We start from the raw sequence: 17,274 nt of genomic DNA on the forward strand, positions 1-17,274 counted from the left end.
GGAATATAACTATAATATTTTATATTTTGTTTCTTATTTATACAAAAACCTATCGCCCTTTATGATTGATACATCAAACAAAGCTTTTTACTAATTAATTTATCCTCCCATTTCTCGACTATAAATCTATAACAATAATAATTTCGATTACTCACTCATAATGCCTTGCATTTTACTTTGTAGCTGTGTAAATGTCGTGAAACCATCATCTTCCATAAAATGACCGCCAAATTCAGTTACTTTACATGTCCCTCCAAGCGTATCCATTAATCTTTTTGTTTCTTTGTAAGACACATAGGAATCATTTTTGGCACATAGACCATAAAATGCCTCTACTTTTTGTTTAACGTTTTCGTAATCTATATGAAAGTCTTCAATTTGATTGGTTTCGACAAATGGTATGACATCCTCCATGAATCCAGAAATACTAAATAATCCTTGTATAGTATTAATTTGTGATTTCTCTATAAACTTTAAAGCTGCGAGTGTTCCAAAACCATGCGTTACAAAAAACGTTTCATACTTAGTAACACAAATTTGATTTTTCATGTTACTCATCCAAGTATCAATATGATCATTTTCATCAACCGGCAAGTTAAATAAAGTTACATTATAACCTTCTAGCGTGAGGTTACTGGCTAACCATTCATACCAATGATTTGATGCATCACCTTGTTTTGAATGTACTATAATTATATCCGTCATATAAATCCCCCATTAAAAATAACTTTCTAATATATATATATATCATTTTATCATTTATATAGCATGTCATCGTTTTTAATGCTACATAAATAATATCAATTAAAAAACGAGGCAGAAACCAAAATTGTATTTGATTTCAAATCCTCGCTCCGTATCTTTACTCGCATATACTCTATAATTCATTTAATAATTCTGATACTGCATTTTTACCTTGTAAAATACAGTCTGGCAGGCCAACCGCTTCAAATGAAGCACCGGCTATTCTTAACCTAGGATAATTATGTTTAATATGCGCTTGAATCGCAGATATGTTATCCATATGATCCACACGATATTGCGGCATACTATTAGGTAAACGATTCACAATACTGAAATCTGGTGCGCCTTTAAAAGTCATCATTTGTGTTAAATCTCGTTTAACAATATCTACAAGTTCTTCATCTGAATGATCTTTCACAACCGTATCACCTGGTTTACCAACATAAGCACGTATCAGCACCTTACCTTCTGGTGTAGTAAAAGGCCATTTTTTACTTGTCCATGTACATGCTGTGATATCGGTTTGGCTCGTTCTTGCAATCACGAAACCCGTACCGTCATAGGTATTTTCAATATGCTGTTCATCAAATGCTAGTACAACCGTTGCAACGGTTGTAGATGGCATTGTTTTGAAATAATCAAGGGCTGGATCATTACCAAACCATTTCATAAAGGTTTGATGTGGTGTGGTAACAAGCACACTGTCGTAGATATTTTTTTCATCATCTACAACAAGCTCATAATTCGTTTGTGAGATGACGATATCATCTATAGGTGTATTAAATCTGATTTTTACACCTTGGTTTACGACATAATCAGTTAATTTTTCAATAAAAGAAGTCAGCCCATGCCTAAATTGTTTAAATTGGCCTTTTGGTGCTCCTGGATATAATTGTCGTTGTTTTTGACGTTGCATTTTTTCGTATCGCATACCTTTAATTAAACTACCAAACTGTTCTTCTCTTTCTTTAAACTCCGGAAAAGTAGACATTAAACTTAATTCATCAATGTTTGTACCATAAATACCACCCATTAAAGGTTCAATTAAATTTTCTAAGACTTCATCTCCTAGACGTTCACGAAAGAATGACCCAACAGAAATATCGCGTTCTATTTGAATAGGCTTTTTTAATAAATCTAAACCAGCACGTAATTTACCTTTAGGCGAAATCAATTTTGTTTTAATAAAAGGTTTAAGGTTAGTTGGCACACCTAAGATAGATCCCCCTGGAATAGGAAACAGTTTATTTTTAGCATAAATATAAGATTGTCCTGTTTGATTAGTGATAAGTTCATCTGCTAATCCAATATCTTTAGCAATGTCTGTCATAATCTGTTTGCGTCCTAGATAAGATTCTGGACCTAATTCAATCGTATAACCATCTTTTCGATAGGTTTGAATCTTACCGCCAGTTCGATTAGTCGCTTCATATATCGTCACATCTATATCTGGTCGTTGTTTTTTTATAAAATATGCACTAGATAAACCTGTGATACCAGCTCCGATAATAGCAATACTTTTAGTCAAAATAAGTCACGCTTCCTTTAATAAACATTTTTTATCTCTTCAACAATTGCGCCAATAAATAGCGGATCAGTATCTGGCATTTTTGGACGATGATAATGTACACCTAATTCATCACAAATCACTTTACATTCATAATCGTTATCATAGAGTACTTCTAAATGTTCACAAACAAAACCCACTGGGGTATAGATAAAGTGTTCATATTTATGTTCATTGTATAACGCTCGAGTTAAATCTTGAACATCAGGTCCTAACCAAGGTGTACCCGTATTCCCTTCAGATTGCCATCCTTCAGCTACATGTATAATATTTGAATGTTGTTCTAATAACTGAGCAGTTTCATGTAACTCATTAGGATAAGGATCGTTATTTTTCTCAATTAAGCCTTTTGGCAAACTATGAGCTGAAACAACAAGAACTGTTTTGTCATGTTCATCTTGTGGAATATCTGCTAATGTTTCATTGATTTTCTCTGTCCAATATTGAATGAATTTAGGTTGTTGATAGTAATGTTCAACATGTTTAAACGTGATGCCGTATTTATCTGCTTCTTTTTGTGCACGTGTATTGTAAGAGCCAACTGAAAAGCTAGAATAATGTGGTGCTAATACAACTGTAACAGCTTCATCTATACCGTCTTCATGCATTGATTGTACAGCGTCTTCAATAAATGGGTGAATGTGTTTTAAACCGATATATAGTTTAAATTCAACGTCGTCATAGGCTTGATTGAGCGCATCACGAAGTGACTCTGCTTGTCTATTTGTCGTTCCTGCTAACGGAGATAAACCACCAATAAATTGATATCTATCTTTTAAATCTTGTAGTTCCGCTTCAGTAGGTTTTTTCCCATGTCTAATATCTGTATAATAAGCTTCTATATCGCTTTCTTTATATGGTGTTCCATAAGCCATAACCAATAGGCCTATTGTTTTTGTCATTTTAAGATCATCCTTTTGTATTATAATTTTTAGATGCATATGACATAATTATTTGTAATTCGTGATAGTCAAAATTTATGTCGTACTATCTCTGTGTGTAGTCATGTACAAATGTAGTCACACGTTTTAATGTTTCGGGCTTCACCTCTGGAAATACGCCATGACCTAAATTGAAAATATGTTTGCCATGCGCTATCCCTTGGTCTAATATTGCTTTCAGCCTTTCTTCTATTACATCCCATGGTGCCAATAATAGAGATGGATCTAAATTCCCTTGCAATGTCTTATCAATGTTCCTTGAACTAGCTTCTTTAATTGATAGTCTCCAATCCAATCCCAATACATCTATAGGTAATGTGTTCCATTCATCTGCTAAATGGCTAGCACCAACTCCAAATAGAATAACAGGTACATTATACTTCTCCTTAATACCGCTTATCAATTTATTCATCGCAGGTTTAATATAATAGCGATAATCTTGAACGTTCAATGCACCCACCCAAGAATCGAATACTTGGATAATTTGTGCACCTGCCTCTATTTGTGCAGAAGTATAAGTTATAGACATTTCAACTAAGTGATCCATTAATGCAAACCATGTCGCTTCATCACTATACATCATTGCTTTTGTAAAGTTATAGTTCTTAGAAGGACCACCTTCAATCATATAACTTGCAAGTGTAAATGGCGCACCAGTAAATCCAATCAATGGCACATTCAACTTTTCTTCAGTTAATAATTTAATCGCATCTAACACATAAGGTACATCTCTCTTTGGATCAATGTGTCCTAATTTTTCAACATCCTGTATCGTTTTAATTGGATTATGAATCACTGGACCTATGCCAGATTTTATTTCTACATCCACACCTATTGGCTGTAGAGGTGTCATGATATCTTTATAAAGTACCGCTGCATCTGTATTATAGTTATCTACAGGCAGATGTGTTACATACGCACACAGTTCTGGTTGGTGTGTAATTTCAAATAATGAATACTTTTCTTTTAATCTTCTATATTCTGGCTGAGACCTGCCAGCTTGACGCATAAACCAAACTGGTGTGTGCGAAACCGACTCGCCTTTTATCATATTTAGGATCGTATTGTTTTTATTATGCACCTTTTAATCCTCCTAGATTATAATCATTCTTGTCTATAATACCATATTGCTTAATTACGCGTATTTTATTGTTCTAAAATGTCATAAAAAAGACAAACAATCTCATTTTAACAGCTTAATTATTTGACTATTGTTTTATAATAAAAATCAATTATAATGTTATCAAAGCCTATTTTATATTTATTTGAAAAAGTAGATATTTTTATAGTAAAGTGAAATAGTTATTTATACTTTCATATACCAAGCAAGGGGGACAATCTTATGAAAATTTATGCATCTTATGGAACGTTTGGTTACTTAAACCAGATTAGGCTAAATAATCCTGACCATAACTTATTACAATTTTCAGCATCTGATTCTTCAGTCATTCTTGAAGAAACTGACCAAACTTCTGTATTAAAACAACCTTTAGTCTATGATGTACTTAAAGCTGAGGGAGATTTAAATGAAAATTATTTTTATTCGGTCATATTTGTACCTACATCAGAAGATCATGCTTATCAACTAGAAAAAAGATTAGAAAATATTACTGCTGACTTTAAACAATTTGCGGGTTATCGAAGCTATCGTTTCCTAAAACCTGATCAAGGTTTAACTTATAAGATTTACTTTGGCTTTGAAAGTAGAACGGCTTATGAAGACTTTAAAGCATCATCTATTTTCAAAGATAATTTCGATAAATTAGCATTAAGTCAATTCTTTGGTTCTAGTGGCCAACATTCTAGTTATTTCGAAAGATATTTATTCCCTATCGATGATAATTGATTTAATGTAATGAACTTAAAAACACTGTTTATGTCAAAGCAAATGACATAAACAGTGTTTTTTTAATCTCGCAATAACGTTTCTTGATATTTTAATTTTTTAATTACATTTCTAATTGTTAACCAACCCACTATTAAGAATAATAAGCCAAAATAACTGTATAATGGGAAAGATATCGCATATACGATAATAAATAAAATGCCTATCATAAACATTAATCTATATAAAAATTGTTCATAACCTTTAATCACTTTTGATTCTGGTGTTGGCCAAACTTGTGGCCATAAACCATATGCCTGTTGTGTATAAAATTGTGCCATTTGAAGCAAGATAATATACATAAACAAACTTCCTATGATCAAAGTGATTACGGGTTGATGCAACCAAAACATAAGAATGAGCGCAATAATAACTAACCTTAATATTATATTAAAAACATCTTTCCCTCTTGCGAAGCTCCTAGCGAATAAATATAAATACATATAATTCTCATTGAATTTCTTAAACTTAGGAGTTCGTAAAATAGGATCCAAATAACTTCGTCGAACCGATGTTTCTTTAAGGTGTTTGACATCTGTAAACATATTTACAAATTTATAGTAATTCATATGATGTTGTTGCTCTGACTTAATCATTCTTTCCCAAGGAAACAATTGATGCTTATTTTGATATTGAAGTAGTAGTGTTAAGCCTATAATAATTAATATCGAAGTGATACTTGCAAATGATTTGGCATCTAATGTCACATAATAGCCTGATGCAAGTACAATAAAAAGTAATGTATGCAATGACCAACTTTCCAATTTATACGTGTACCATTGCCATTTTAATAATAAGCCTACAAATGGCATGATTAACATTAATAATGCAAATAATATATAAAAGCCAAATGTCTGGTCATTAATCACATAAAACAATGGAAATAATACAATCATAATAACAACTTGTAAGCCAATACGTGAAACATAGCTATAAATCAAACTTTGCTTAATATAGTGATTCATATTGCTTTCGAATGGCAATAAAAATAATTTATCTGCATCTTTAAGCAACGTACGTAATGGAAACATTGACGTTATTGAAACGAATATACTAACAATAAGTGAATAATTAATATGTTTCGGTATTGATTTAAGCCAATCACCGTAGCCTAATATAAATGCACCTAACATAATAACTAAAAACAAAGAAAAATGACCATTAAAAATAAATTTATTATAATATTGTTTTTCTTTACTTATTTCACGTTTTCTAGTTTTAAATAATTGTTCTGCATCTCGTGTCATGAATTTTGGCCACCTTGCGTGACATGGATATAGATTTCATCTAATGTCTTACCTTTTAGCCCTGTTTGAGCACGCAACTCTTCCAAGTTTCCAAAAGCAACTATTTCTCCTTCATCCATGATTAAAAATCTATCACAATAACGCTCTGCAGTTGCTAGTATATGTGTACTCATCAGCACTGTACGACCTTCTTGCTTTTTTTCCACCATCAAATCTAACATAGATTGAATACCTAACGGATCTAAACCAAGAAATGGTTCATCGATAATATATAGTTCAGGATTAACTATAAATGCGCATATAATCATCACTTTTTGTTTCATACCTTTAGAAAAGTGACTTGGAAAAATATTTAATTCATCTTCTAAACGAAACGTTTTTAATAATGGACGCGCACGTTCCATAGCAACTTCTCTGCTAATATTATATGCCATTGCTGTCATATAAATATGTTCTTGTAAAGTTAGTTCTTCATAAATAACTGGTGATTCTGGTATATACGATAACTTTCTTCTATATGTTTCAACATCTTGCTTTATATTTATATCAGAAATAGACAAGTTACCTTCCATAGGTGTTAACAATCCAAGCATATGCTTAATCGTTGTACTCTTACCTGCCCCATTTAATCCTATAAGTCCCACAATTTCACCTTGTGTTAATTCAAAATTTATATTTTTAATTACAGGTCGTTTTCCATAACCACCTGTTAAATGTTCTACTTTTACTGTCATATAGCACCTCCACAAAATATATTGTATCAAAAATCTTTAATTAGTCATAAATTTACTGCAAAAACTGACGTAAATAATACAGTAATGCTATAATAGGCAATAACAATCTTACAAGGAGTGAAGATTTTATGTCAGAAACAATCTTTAGTAAAATTATAGATGGTGAAATACCAAGTCATAAAGTATATGAAGATGAATATGTCTATGCATTTTTAGATATATCACAAGTTACCAAGGGTCATACACTTTTAATCCCTAAAAAAGCATCTGCTAATATTTTTGAAACTGACAGTGAAACAATGAAACATATTGGTGTCGCACTGCCAAAAGTTGCTAACGCTATTAAAACAGCTTTTAACCCAGATGGACTCAATATTATACAGAATAATGGTGAATTTGCCGATCAATCTGTCTTTCATCTTCATTTCCATTTACTACCAAGATATGAAAATGATGTCGATGGTTTTGGCTATAAATGGGAAACACACGAAGAAAGTATCGACGATGAACAAAAGGCTGAAATTGCACAAGAAATAGCCGCTCAATTCGATTAATCATGCTTACCTTATTACATATGGGGTATATAAAAAATATTAACGGATGAGATACTACTAGAAATGAGGAGAATTTTTATGAAAACAGCTCAAATATTATTAGGCCTAGGCGCTGGCGTTGCAACTGGCCTCGGTGTAGCTTTAATGAATCGTGATAAAAAAGATTCTAGCCTAAATACTGCACGTGCTAAAAAACCAACTGGTGCTGAATCAGAAGTAGATAGAGAAATAAACACAATTAAGCAAAGTGTGAATGACATAGCCAACTATATTTCACAAATCAAAACTGAAAGTACTGAATTCGGTAGTTCTATCGGTGACGAAGTAAAAACGATGATTGGTGATTTCAAATCTGATATCAATCCAAATATTGAGAATTTGCAATCACATATTGAAAACCTTCAAAACCGTGGTGAAGAAATTTCAAAAGCATTTGATAAAGATGAAAAATAACCACTAATTAAAGTATCAATTATTGAACTGTTATCTAACATTTAAACTAATGCTAGATAACAGTTTTTTAATTGAAAATACTTTTATGCATGCTATAAACTTACCTACTCAAATGATGGAATATATCTTGACGTTTCACATATTAAGATAGATAATACATAAGCATATATCATATGACTTTAGTTTAAGAGGAGTGAATAAACAATGTATCTCTGTACAAGACAAATCGATATCAATGCTCGATTTGGATTACCAAGGATTGCATTTCTAAGTTTAGTTACAACCATTATTACATTTCTCCTTGCTTATGAAATACTCTATTTTTTTTCTAACACAAAACTAACTGATCAATATTTTTTAATCTTTTTACTACTCGTGGTTATTTTGTACCCTATCCACAAAGCCATTCACCTCATATTTTTTATTCCATATTATAAATCGTTTAAAAAATATAAATTGTTACGGCATAAAAAAATACCATTTTATAATACGTATGTGAACACACCAGTAAATAAGTATTATTTTTGTTTTGATTTAATAACACCAGTTATAATCATCACTGTAATTTGTGCTTATTTCAGTACACTGTTTCCACAATACGGTCATTATCTGATGTTTTTAATTGCTTTAAATATGGGTTATTCAGTTATGGATTTTCTATATTTAAAAATCATTTTATTTTCAAATGAAGGTGATTATATAGAAGAACATCAAACAGGTATTAATATATTAAATAAAGTTAATACGCATTATGAGAAAAAAGTATAGTCTTGTTTCATAATGATTTACTTGTATGCATAGATAAATATTACAGAGGTGAACATAAGTAATCTAACAATAGGTTACGATGTCACCTCTTTTTTGATTAAGTTATATCAAAAGTCACAAAACACTAATACTATAGTCGTAGAAATTATGTTTCTAATTGGTGAATAATCAATAATATGTTATATTTACGTTGTTATTCTTACAAAAGGAGTTTCCAACTATGAAAACATTTAAAAAAGTTTTACTTCCTGTTACAGCTAGTGCATTGTTATTAGGCGCATGTGGTAACAGTGCAACAGATTCAAAAGAAGATACAATTATTTCTTCAAAAGCTGGCGACGTTAAAGTCGAAGATGTTATGAACAAGATGGGTGATGAGCAAATTGCTAATACATCATTCTCAATCATGTTAAACAAATTGCTTGCTGATAAATATAAAGACGATGTAAATACAAAAGATATTGATAAAGAAGTTGAAAAAGAACAAAAACAATATGGTGGCAAAGATCAATTTGAAAGTATGTTAAAACAACAAAAAATGTCTATAGGCGATTATAAAGAACAGAAAAAATTACAAGCTTATCAAAAAGAACTACTTAATGATAAAGTGAGTATGTCTGACAAAGAAATTAAAGAAAATACCAAAAAAGGCTCTCACATTCTAATTAAAGTTAAAGAAAATAAAGATGATAAAGAAGGCTTATCTGATAAAGAAGCTAAAGCAAAAGCTGAAAAAATCCAAAAAGAAGTTGAAAAACACCCAGATAAATTTGGAGAAATTGCTAAAAAAGAATCAATGGATAAAGCCTCTGCTAAAAAAGATGGTAGCTTAGGTTATGTCGTCAAAGGTCAAATGGAAGACAAATTTGAAAAAGCATTATTCAAACTTAAAGAAGGTAAAGTATCTGACGTAGTTAAAACAGATTACGGTTACCATATTATCAAAGCAGATAAAGAAAATGACTTTGATAAAGAAAAAGGCAAATTAAAAGCACAATTAATTCAAACTAAAATTCAAAAAGATCCTAAGCTTTTAACTGACGCTTATAAAGAATTATTAGATGAATATAAAGTTGATTATAAAGATAGAGATATTAAAAAAGCGATTGAAGACTCAATATTAGATCCAGAAAAAATCAAACAACAGCAGCAACAACAACAGCAACAACAATCTATGCAACAAAGTGGTGCTGGCATGTCAACTGGACAATAATTTCATAAATGAATCAAGTGGTATAGAAACCTATTCAATTAGATTTCTATACCACTTTTTTCGAAAATGAAAAAGGTTCGAGAACATCCACAAATGTCTCGAACCTTTTAATATTATATATCCAACCTAAAAGACCTTCATTATTAATCTAGCGATTTAGGATTGTAAAATTGTCTACCATCTAATCCAAAAATACGTTCTGTAAATTGACCTTTATCAGTTTTCTTATAAGCTTTTTCAAACATATTCATTTTCGCATCTATATTATCAATGAAGAATAATATTTCTGCCTCTTTCATATGAGGTAATTTCGGCGAACCAAATTCCATTTTACCATGATGCGCTAAAATCATGTGGCGTAGCAATAACACTTCTTCACCTTCAAGATTCAGCTCTCTTGCCGCTTCTGCGACTTCATCACTAGCAATTGAAATATGCCCTAATAAATTACCTTCGACAGTATAGGAAGTAGCTACTGGACCACTTAATTCTCTAACTTTGCCTAAATCATGCAAAATAATTGCGCTATATAACAAACTGCGATTTAACAATGGATAAATATCACAAATTGATTTTGCAACACGTAGCATTGTTAACACATGATAGCTTAAACCACTCGCAAAATTATGATGATGTGTACTAGCTGCTGGAAAAGTAAAAAACGCTTCTTGATGCTTACGTATCAAATGTCTCGTAATACGTTGTAACGTTGCATTTTCAATGTCCAACATATAATGCGATATTTCCTCTTGAATTTCATCTGGAGTAAGCGGCGCCCCATCAACAAAATCTTGCGTTTTCATATTATCATCTGGTGTAGCTAATTTTATCTTGTTTATCTTCATTTGCTTACGACCACGATAATTAATTACATCACCAGTAACATGTACGATTTTCTCAGGTTCTAATATTTTCATATCTTCTTTACTCACAGTCCACAATTTGGCTTCTATATCGCCACTTTTATCTTGTAAGTATAGTGTCATATAGTCCTTACCTTGAGCAGTAACACCTTGTGTCGCTTTATGGATTAAGAAAAAATGATCTACTGAATCACCTGGATTTAATTTTTCTACATTTCTCATTATTTACCGCCTTCCTGAATTTTATCTAAAGTAATAATTTGTTTTGAAGGCACACTATTATCTTTCACACATGTAAAGTATAGGATTTGATAACTGTTAGGCATTTGTCTCAAATAATTCATCATGATTTCTTTTCTTTGCTTATCAAAATGAACAAACGCATCGTCTATGATAATTGGGAACGGATAATATGGCTTTAATGTTTTAATTAAACTTAAACGCAATGCAATGTATAAGATTTCTTTTGTTGATTGGCTTAATTCAACGGGTTCATACATTTGACCATTAACTTGTTTAACCATTAAATTATCATTTGCATACGTAACTTGAACATAATGACCATTTGTTAAATGCGTAAAGATATCTGTTGCTTCATTTATCACTTGTGGTAAACGTTTATCTTTAATTTGTTTAATATGTCCTTCTACCAATGCTTGTAAATAACTTAAACTTGCCCAATCTTTCGCTTCAGCATTCACTTTATTTTTCAATATGTGGAATCTATGTCTTAAATCAGCTAAAGTCTTATCTGTTTCCATATCTGTGATTTTGGCATTTAAGTCACTTACTTCAGATTGCATTTCTAAATACTGATCATTATAATCATCAACTTGACGTGCTAATACTTCATCTTCGTTAGTAAGTTGTGCAGATGTTTTCTCACTTAAACTTGAACTTGTATCATAATTATAATTTTGATTTTCCAGATATTTTGATAAGTCATTAAATCTCGACATATTTTGATGATAATTTTGATATTGAACATGATGTTGATAATATGATTCTTCATCGTTAACATTAACAAAATTGAATAATTGGTCAATCACACGGCTATTTTCATTTAATCTACTATTCAGTTGTGAAACTTCACTTTCAATTAATTTGATTTGTTCATCATTACGTGTCCATTTTTCCAAATTACTTGTTTCTTCTTTAAGCCATTGTCTTATATCGTGGAATAGCGATAATTCATTAAAATACGTAAATTGGTTTTTAGTTACTTCTTGCGCATGTTCGTAAAAATCATTTAATTGTTGTTTTAAGGCTTGTACCTGTGTTTGCAAATCATCGATATGCTTTTCATGTGTTTTAATTTTATTCATTGTTCCAATACTATCTATGATTAATTCATCTGACATTTTATCAGATAAATATAAATCAGCTTTCACTTTATCAATGTTTTGTTGCGCATTTTGATATTGTTCCTTTGCCTGAGTTAAAGTATTGGTTAAGTATTCAGCCTTCTTATCTATTGCTTCTTTTGTTTTGATTGTTGTTTGTAGCTGTTCTCGTACTCTGTACTGATCATCCAAGTCGAAGTCAAGATCATAGTTATCTTCAAGTTGTGTTACTTGCTGTTGCAAATCTTCAATTTCTTTAGAGAAAGATTCACTATGTCCGACCTCTTTCGTTTTAACAAAGAATATACCGACAATAAATACGACTGATAGAATAGCAAAGATAATCCCGAAAATGATATTCGCAGATACAAATGAGAAGACTGTCAGTCCAATGCCAATAATAGCCAATATAATTAAACTTATTCGCATTAAATTTTGTTTCTTCTCATTCTCTCTTTGCTCTTTATCAAATGTTTCTTTCATTTTTTGATAAAGATTGTTTTTCTCTTGAAGCTCAAACACTTGTCTATTATATTGTTTTTTCTTTTCAAAGTTCTCTTCTGGAACAATATCTGCTTCAAGCGCATTCATTTCTGCGTGATTTGTATCATTATCAATTTTATTTTCTTCAATATTACGTTCGAGTTGTTGGATATAAGCCATTTGTTCTTGTTTATCTTTTATTTGATTACTGACATGACTCTTCATAGCTTCTGAACCATCGACTTCATGATGAACAGTTTGCCATCCAATGTTTGACTTCAAGCCTTCTTTTTCACGTTCTTTATCTTGTATTTCTTTATCTAACGCCTTAACTTCATATTCTTTTTGTTTTATTTCATTTTCTTGTTGATGTAAATGATTAAATGCATCAATGTCACTTTGCCTTGGTACTGTTATTTTTTCATTTTCGGCTTTAAGATGTGCTAACCGTTCTGTTCTTAAACTGATATCACGCTTTAAATTTTGAGTTTGTAACTTTGCCGATTCATAACGATCTATACCTTGTTCTGGAAAAACAACAGGCTCTATATTCAATTGGGTTTCCAATTGTTTCCACTCTTGAGTCTGTTCAAGTAAAGCGAGTTCTTTTTGTTTACGTTCATGCATTTTAGATAGCTGTGCTAAATTTTGTTTTAAATTATTAAGTCGTCTTTCTGCTTTATCTTTATCATCTACTAATCGCTTATAAGAAGTTAATTTTGCTTCTTCTTCACGAATTTGGCCTTCTAATTCTTTCAGTTGTTCTATTTGTTGATTGATAATTGGATTGCGACCATTTTTTTTATAAAGTTCTTCCTTTTTAGTATTTAATACCTCACGCATAGTCGTAAATTCAGTAGAGCCTAAAGCACCAGCATGTAAAAGATAATTTTGTAATTGTGTTTCATCCATATTTTTATGAATATCTTGCAACCCTAAAACATCGAATGAAAAAATCCCTTGATACGTACGTTTCGAGATAAAATTAAGTTCTTTTTTTAACCAACTTTCATCTTTAATGCTACCATTAGGCAAATAAACTTTCACATCACCAGTCGCACTGCCTTTAATACGTTCTACTTCGACGAGCGAGCCGTCATCTTGAATTAATGTTAATTTACCACCGTATTGATTACCTAATCTTGGTTCTAAACGTGGTTCGTTCTCTTTTTTTGTAGGAAATCCAAAGAGAATTGAATGAATAAATGCTTGTATTGTAGATTTACCCGTTTCATTTTCACCATAAATCTGAGTAAATGATTCGTCAAATTCAATTTTTCTTTCAATAAATCTACCGTATCCATAAATCTCTAATGATTTGATTTTCATATTATTCACCCCTCATATCTGACTTCAATAATTCTTCAGCATGTTCAATTAATGCTCTTCTATCGAAATCACTATAATTTTCTAGATATTTAGACGCTTTGGGATTTAAATACAAATCATTCATAGCACCGTCATAAACAGTTGTATCATCTATTAATTCAGGCGAGAATTCTTTAACTAATGTATTTTGATCTTCATATTTGTTTTTAATTGAGAGTTGTTCTACAAATACAAAATCATGCTCATTTTCTTCAAAATCACTTATCATTTCATGTACTTGCAAAATATCTTGTTCAGATATCAATTGATCTGAATTTACAACAACATTCAGTTGATAGATGGCTTTTCCATTTTTTCTCACTTGTGATTTAAAAGATTGAATGTCATCAAAAAGACCTTGCTTCGATGTTTTATCCGATTCTATAGTTGCTTTTTCAAATCTTATAAATTGAGTAGGAACAAATTGCGCGTTGAGTTTTAAATCGTCCCCTTCAACTAACAAGCATCCTTTTTCACCCAGCTCTTTAAAATGTCTGCCTTGAATGTTACCAGGATAATGAATTTGTGGCATATCACTCAGTTGTTGACGCTCATGAATGTGGCCTAAAGCCCAATAGTGATATAACTTATTATTTAAGTCTTCTAGTCTGAATTCAGTATATCGATCATTGGTATTTGATTTGCTATATGTACCATGCAAGATACCAATATGTATGCCTTTTTGACCTTGACTTGAAGGATATGCATCTAATTTATTTTCATAACTTGCATCATTTTGATAACTAAAACCATGCAAATAAATCTCTTCGCCATTTTTAGTGATTGTTTGATAAGTTTCAACATTTTCAGAGAAAACGGAAACATTATCTGGCCATACTGTGCCAATACTTGCTGATAATGGATCATGATTTCCGTGACATAAATAAACAAATATTTGTTCTCTCTTTAATCGTTCAAACTGTTCCTTTAAGAATACCTCTGCACGTAGCGTGCGGTTATGTTGATCAAATAAATCACCAGAAATAATCATAAAATCTATTTCTTCATTTAATGCTAAATCTACTATTTTTTTAAAACTTTCGTAAGCACTTTTTTGCATATCATCAAAAATAGACTGACTAAGATAACTTCTAGATTTAAAAGGACTATCTAAGTGTAAGTCAGCGCAATGAATAAATTTCACCATACAGTATAGTTCTCCTTTATTGAAAGGTTTATTTGTACTTATGCATATACCACAATTAATTAACATCTAAGTTATTTCTGTCACTTGTTAAATTGTATGCATAACAATCCTTTTATCTCTATATTTTACCATATTGTTTATTCACCAGTCGATAAAACTAAGCGAGCAATCACTTTGTTTCTCTAATATCTACCTTATTAGTAAAAATCCCTTTCAATCAGTAGCCAAAATATAATCAATCTATATATTCACAAAAAAATAGACCAAGACAAATATATGTCTCGATCTATTTAACCATATAGGTCGCATCGGTATTGAACTACTACAAAATCAAATTTATAAAAGATAGGATTACTGTTTTATTCTTTAAACGACTATATTATTTAAATAAAATTCATTTATATTCAACTAAAAATTAGTCAGCGTAAATTTCATCTAAAGGTTTAACAATGATTTGGTTGATTTCTTGGAATACTTGGCTCATATTTTGTTCAGCAGCCATTAATTCAGAAATGTTTGAATCATTTTCGATTTTTTGAGCTTGTTCTTGTGCTTTTTGTAGCTCTTCTTCACCGATTTCTTCACCTTGCATTTGTTTTTGTTGGAAACTTAATTGTGTTTCACGGAATTCATCAAATAAATCTTTTGATTCTTGATTTTCTTTAACTTTTGCATAAGCATTTTGAATAGCTTGATATTCATCACTTTCTCTTAATGCTTGTTCTAATTGATTTGCATGATCGTATAAATTTACTGCCACTATGCTTCACTCCTTTTTTGTATATGTGTGAAAACCACATCGATATTACAATAACATAATTTAATATGTTATACAAAAATTGCAATTACACCTTGGAATAAACCGATTATGCCACCGAGTAAAAATCCCAAAAACATGATTAATTTCAATTCTTTATTAGCGATATCAATGATTAATTTTTCAATATAAGCTAAATCAAATGTATTAATTTGTTCTTCTACCATTTGTCTCAAGTTTATTTTTTTCATAATTGGAGATAGATGTTTTGACGCATTATCAATAATTACATCGGTTAACGTCTTAGATACTTTTGTTTCTAAGAATGAAATAAAGCTTGGCATAATGGTATGCAATGGTTTATGTGAAGTTTGTTCTAAGTCCACATATCCTAATGCTAATTCTGTCACTGATGTTTTAAAAGCTTGATATTGCGTTTCATTTATCAATTCATTCAACTGTTTCGATTTCATTGTTGCATATTCATTTTCAATAATCTGCGTAGCAATTGCTTTTGCTTTATGATGACTCGTTAATCTAATGAGTTCATGCTGTATTCGCTCTGCAATGCTTTCTTTTGTCATGAACATTTGTAACATACCAACAATTTTTCCTTTTTCGTTGAAGAATGTATCTAACATAGAAGCAATATCTGCCCCACCTTTTTCTGATTTCAAGTATACGCGTGCTCTATCAAATAACAACTCAGGAAGTAGCGCAATTTTATCATCTATACTACTTTCAATGTCATTAGGAATAAGTTGCTGGATTGGCGTATTTTGATAATCTAAATAAAAGTTATCCATTTTATCTGAAATTAATTCATCTAATTTTTGATTTGCTGTTTTAGAAAAATCAATATCTACAATGTCTGCTAATGATTGTATTGTCGTATGATTCTCTTTCAATTTAGCGATTTGCTTAAATATAATCTCTTCAATTGCATCTCTAGAAGTTGGTGCATTTAACTTAGCTTGAATAACTTCTTCTGTAAGTAAGTGTTCTTCAACGACTTGACCAATTTTATCCGCAATTTCTTTTCTTCTTTTAGGTATTAATCCTGGAGTGAAAGGCACTCTCTTTTTGAAAATATAATATGTTTTAAACGGGTGAAACAACATTTTAACAGCAATGACATTGGTTACCCCACCAATCAGTGCGCCTATAACCATCATAAAGATGATAACTAAAAATGTCTGCATGTGTA

At 31.0% G+C, this 17,274-nt stretch carries 16 protein-coding genes; 5 read left to right on the plus strand and 11 right to left on the minus strand.

The window, feature by feature from the left end; genetic code table 11:
• Nucleotides 1-147 precede the first annotated feature (147 nt).
• From ACM595_RS04380 to hemE, 4 genes are all read right to left on the minus strand, one after another.
• Nucleotides 148-705, minus strand: coding sequence for an RBBP9/YdeN family alpha/beta hydrolase (locus ACM595_RS04380; RefSeq protein WP_002482903.1), 558 nt, complete (start codon nt 703-705; stop codon nt 148-150).
• Between the two features lie 172 nt (nt 706-877).
• On the minus strand, nt 878-2,272 hold the full coding sequence (gene hemY / locus ACM595_RS04385) for a protoporphyrinogen oxidase (RefSeq protein WP_041080110.1): 1,395 nt from the start codon (nt 2,270-2,272) through the stop codon (nt 878-880).
• Between the two features lie 17 nt (nt 2,273-2,289).
• Complete coding sequence (hemH, locus tag ACM595_RS04390) at nt 2,290-3,213, minus strand: ferrochelatase (RefSeq protein WP_002482901.1); 924 nt, start codon at nt 3,211-3,213, stop codon at nt 2,290-2,292.
• An 85-nt stretch (nt 3,214-3,298) separates the two neighbouring features.
• Complete coding sequence (gene hemE, locus ACM595_RS04395; protein ID WP_419744488.1) at nt 3,299-4,303, minus strand: uroporphyrinogen decarboxylase; 1,005 nt, start codon at nt 4,301-4,303, stop codon at nt 3,299-3,301.
• 291 nt (nt 4,304-4,594) lie between these two features.
• Between hemE and ACM595_RS04400 the strand changes: the two genes are divergently transcribed.
• Nucleotides 4,595-5,098 (plus strand): antibiotic biosynthesis monooxygenase, encoded by a 504-nt coding sequence (locus ACM595_RS04400; RefSeq protein WP_002482899.1) that lies wholly within the window; start codon nt 4,595-4,597, stop codon nt 5,096-5,098.
• Nucleotides 5,099-5,160: 62 nt separating this feature from the next.
• On the opposite strand, the gene ecsB is transcribed toward ACM595_RS04400, so the two are convergent.
• Nucleotides 5,161-6,384, minus strand: a complete 1,224-nt coding sequence (gene ecsB, locus ACM595_RS04405; RefSeq protein ID WP_115352871.1) for an ABC transporter permease EcsB — start codon at nt 6,382-6,384, stop codon at nt 5,161-5,163.
• On the minus strand, nt 6,381-7,118 hold the full coding sequence (ecsA, locus tag ACM595_RS04410) for an ABC transporter ATP-binding protein EcsA (RefSeq protein WP_002482897.1): 738 nt from the start codon (nt 7,116-7,118) through the stop codon (nt 6,381-6,383). Before ecsA ends, ecsB begins: the two co-directional genes overlap by 4 nt.
• A 128-nt stretch (nt 7,119-7,246) precedes the next feature.
• On the opposite strand from ecsA, the gene ACM595_RS04415 reads away from it, so the two are divergent.
• The 4 genes from ACM595_RS04415 to ACM595_RS04430 all read left to right on the plus strand — a co-directional run bounded on the left by ACM595_RS04415 (nt 7,247) and on the right by ACM595_RS04430 (nt 10,106).
• Nucleotides 7,247-7,672, plus strand: coding sequence for an HIT family protein (locus ACM595_RS04415; RefSeq protein ID WP_002482896.1), 426 nt, complete (start codon nt 7,247-7,249; stop codon nt 7,670-7,672).
• A 78-nt stretch (nt 7,673-7,750) separates the two neighbouring features.
• On the plus strand, nt 7,751-8,125 hold the full coding sequence (locus tag ACM595_RS04420; RefSeq protein ID WP_002482895.1) for a YtxH domain-containing protein: 375 nt from the start codon (nt 7,751-7,753) through the stop codon (nt 8,123-8,125).
• 204 nt (nt 8,126-8,329) lie between these two features.
• Nucleotides 8,330-8,893 (plus strand): DUF3267 domain-containing protein, encoded by a 564-nt coding sequence (locus ACM595_RS04425; RefSeq protein WP_002482894.1) that lies wholly within the window; start codon nt 8,330-8,332, stop codon nt 8,891-8,893.
• A 220-nt stretch (nt 8,894-9,113) separates the two neighbouring features.
• The gene (locus ACM595_RS04430) at nt 9,114-10,106 is read left to right on the plus strand and encodes a foldase protein PrsA (RefSeq protein ID WP_011302817.1); all 993 of its coding nucleotides are present in this window, start codon (nt 9,114-9,116) and stop codon (nt 10,104-10,106) included.
• A 143-nt stretch (nt 10,107-10,249) separates the two neighbouring features.
• Here ACM595_RS04430 and yhaM read toward each other — a convergent pair whose 3' ends face one another.
• The 5 genes from yhaM to ACM595_RS04455 form a co-directional block, all read right to left on the minus strand.
• Nucleotides 10,250-11,191: a 3'-5' exoribonuclease YhaM gene (gene yhaM / locus ACM595_RS04435; protein ID WP_002482892.1), complete on the minus strand. Its 942-nt coding sequence runs from the start codon at nt 11,189-11,191 to the stop codon at nt 10,250-10,252.
• The gene (locus tag ACM595_RS04440; RefSeq protein ID WP_115338460.1) at nt 11,191-14,124 is read right to left on the minus strand and encodes an ATP-binding protein; all 2,934 of its coding nucleotides are present in this window, start codon (nt 14,122-14,124) and stop codon (nt 11,191-11,193) included. The genes yhaM and ACM595_RS04440 overlap by 1 nt, the downstream gene beginning before the upstream one ends.
• A gap of 1 nt (nt 14,125) precedes the next feature.
• The gene (locus ACM595_RS04445; RefSeq protein WP_041080114.1) at nt 14,126-15,310 is read right to left on the minus strand and encodes a metallophosphoesterase family protein; all 1,185 of its coding nucleotides are present in this window, start codon (nt 15,308-15,310) and stop codon (nt 14,126-14,128) included.
• A gap of 415 nt (nt 15,311-15,725) precedes the next feature.
• Nucleotides 15,726-16,070 carry a YlbF/YmcA family competence regulator gene (locus tag ACM595_RS04450; protein WP_002482889.1) on the minus strand — a complete coding sequence of 115 codons (345 nt, stop codon included), beginning with the start codon at nt 16,068-16,070 and terminating at the stop codon, nt 15,726-15,728.
• 68 nt (nt 16,071-16,138) lie between these two features.
• Entirely contained in the window at nt 16,139-17,269 is a 1,131-nt protein-coding gene (locus ACM595_RS04455) for a DUF445 domain-containing protein (protein ID WP_002482888.1), read from the minus strand.
• Nucleotides 17,270-17,274: the final 5 nt, after the last annotated feature.

The sequence above is a fragment of the Staphylococcus sp. LKG3-1 genome (assembly GCF_048568385.1).
GTDB classification, from domain to species: Bacteria; Bacillota; Bacilli; order Staphylococcales; family Staphylococcaceae; genus Staphylococcus; species Staphylococcus saprophyticus.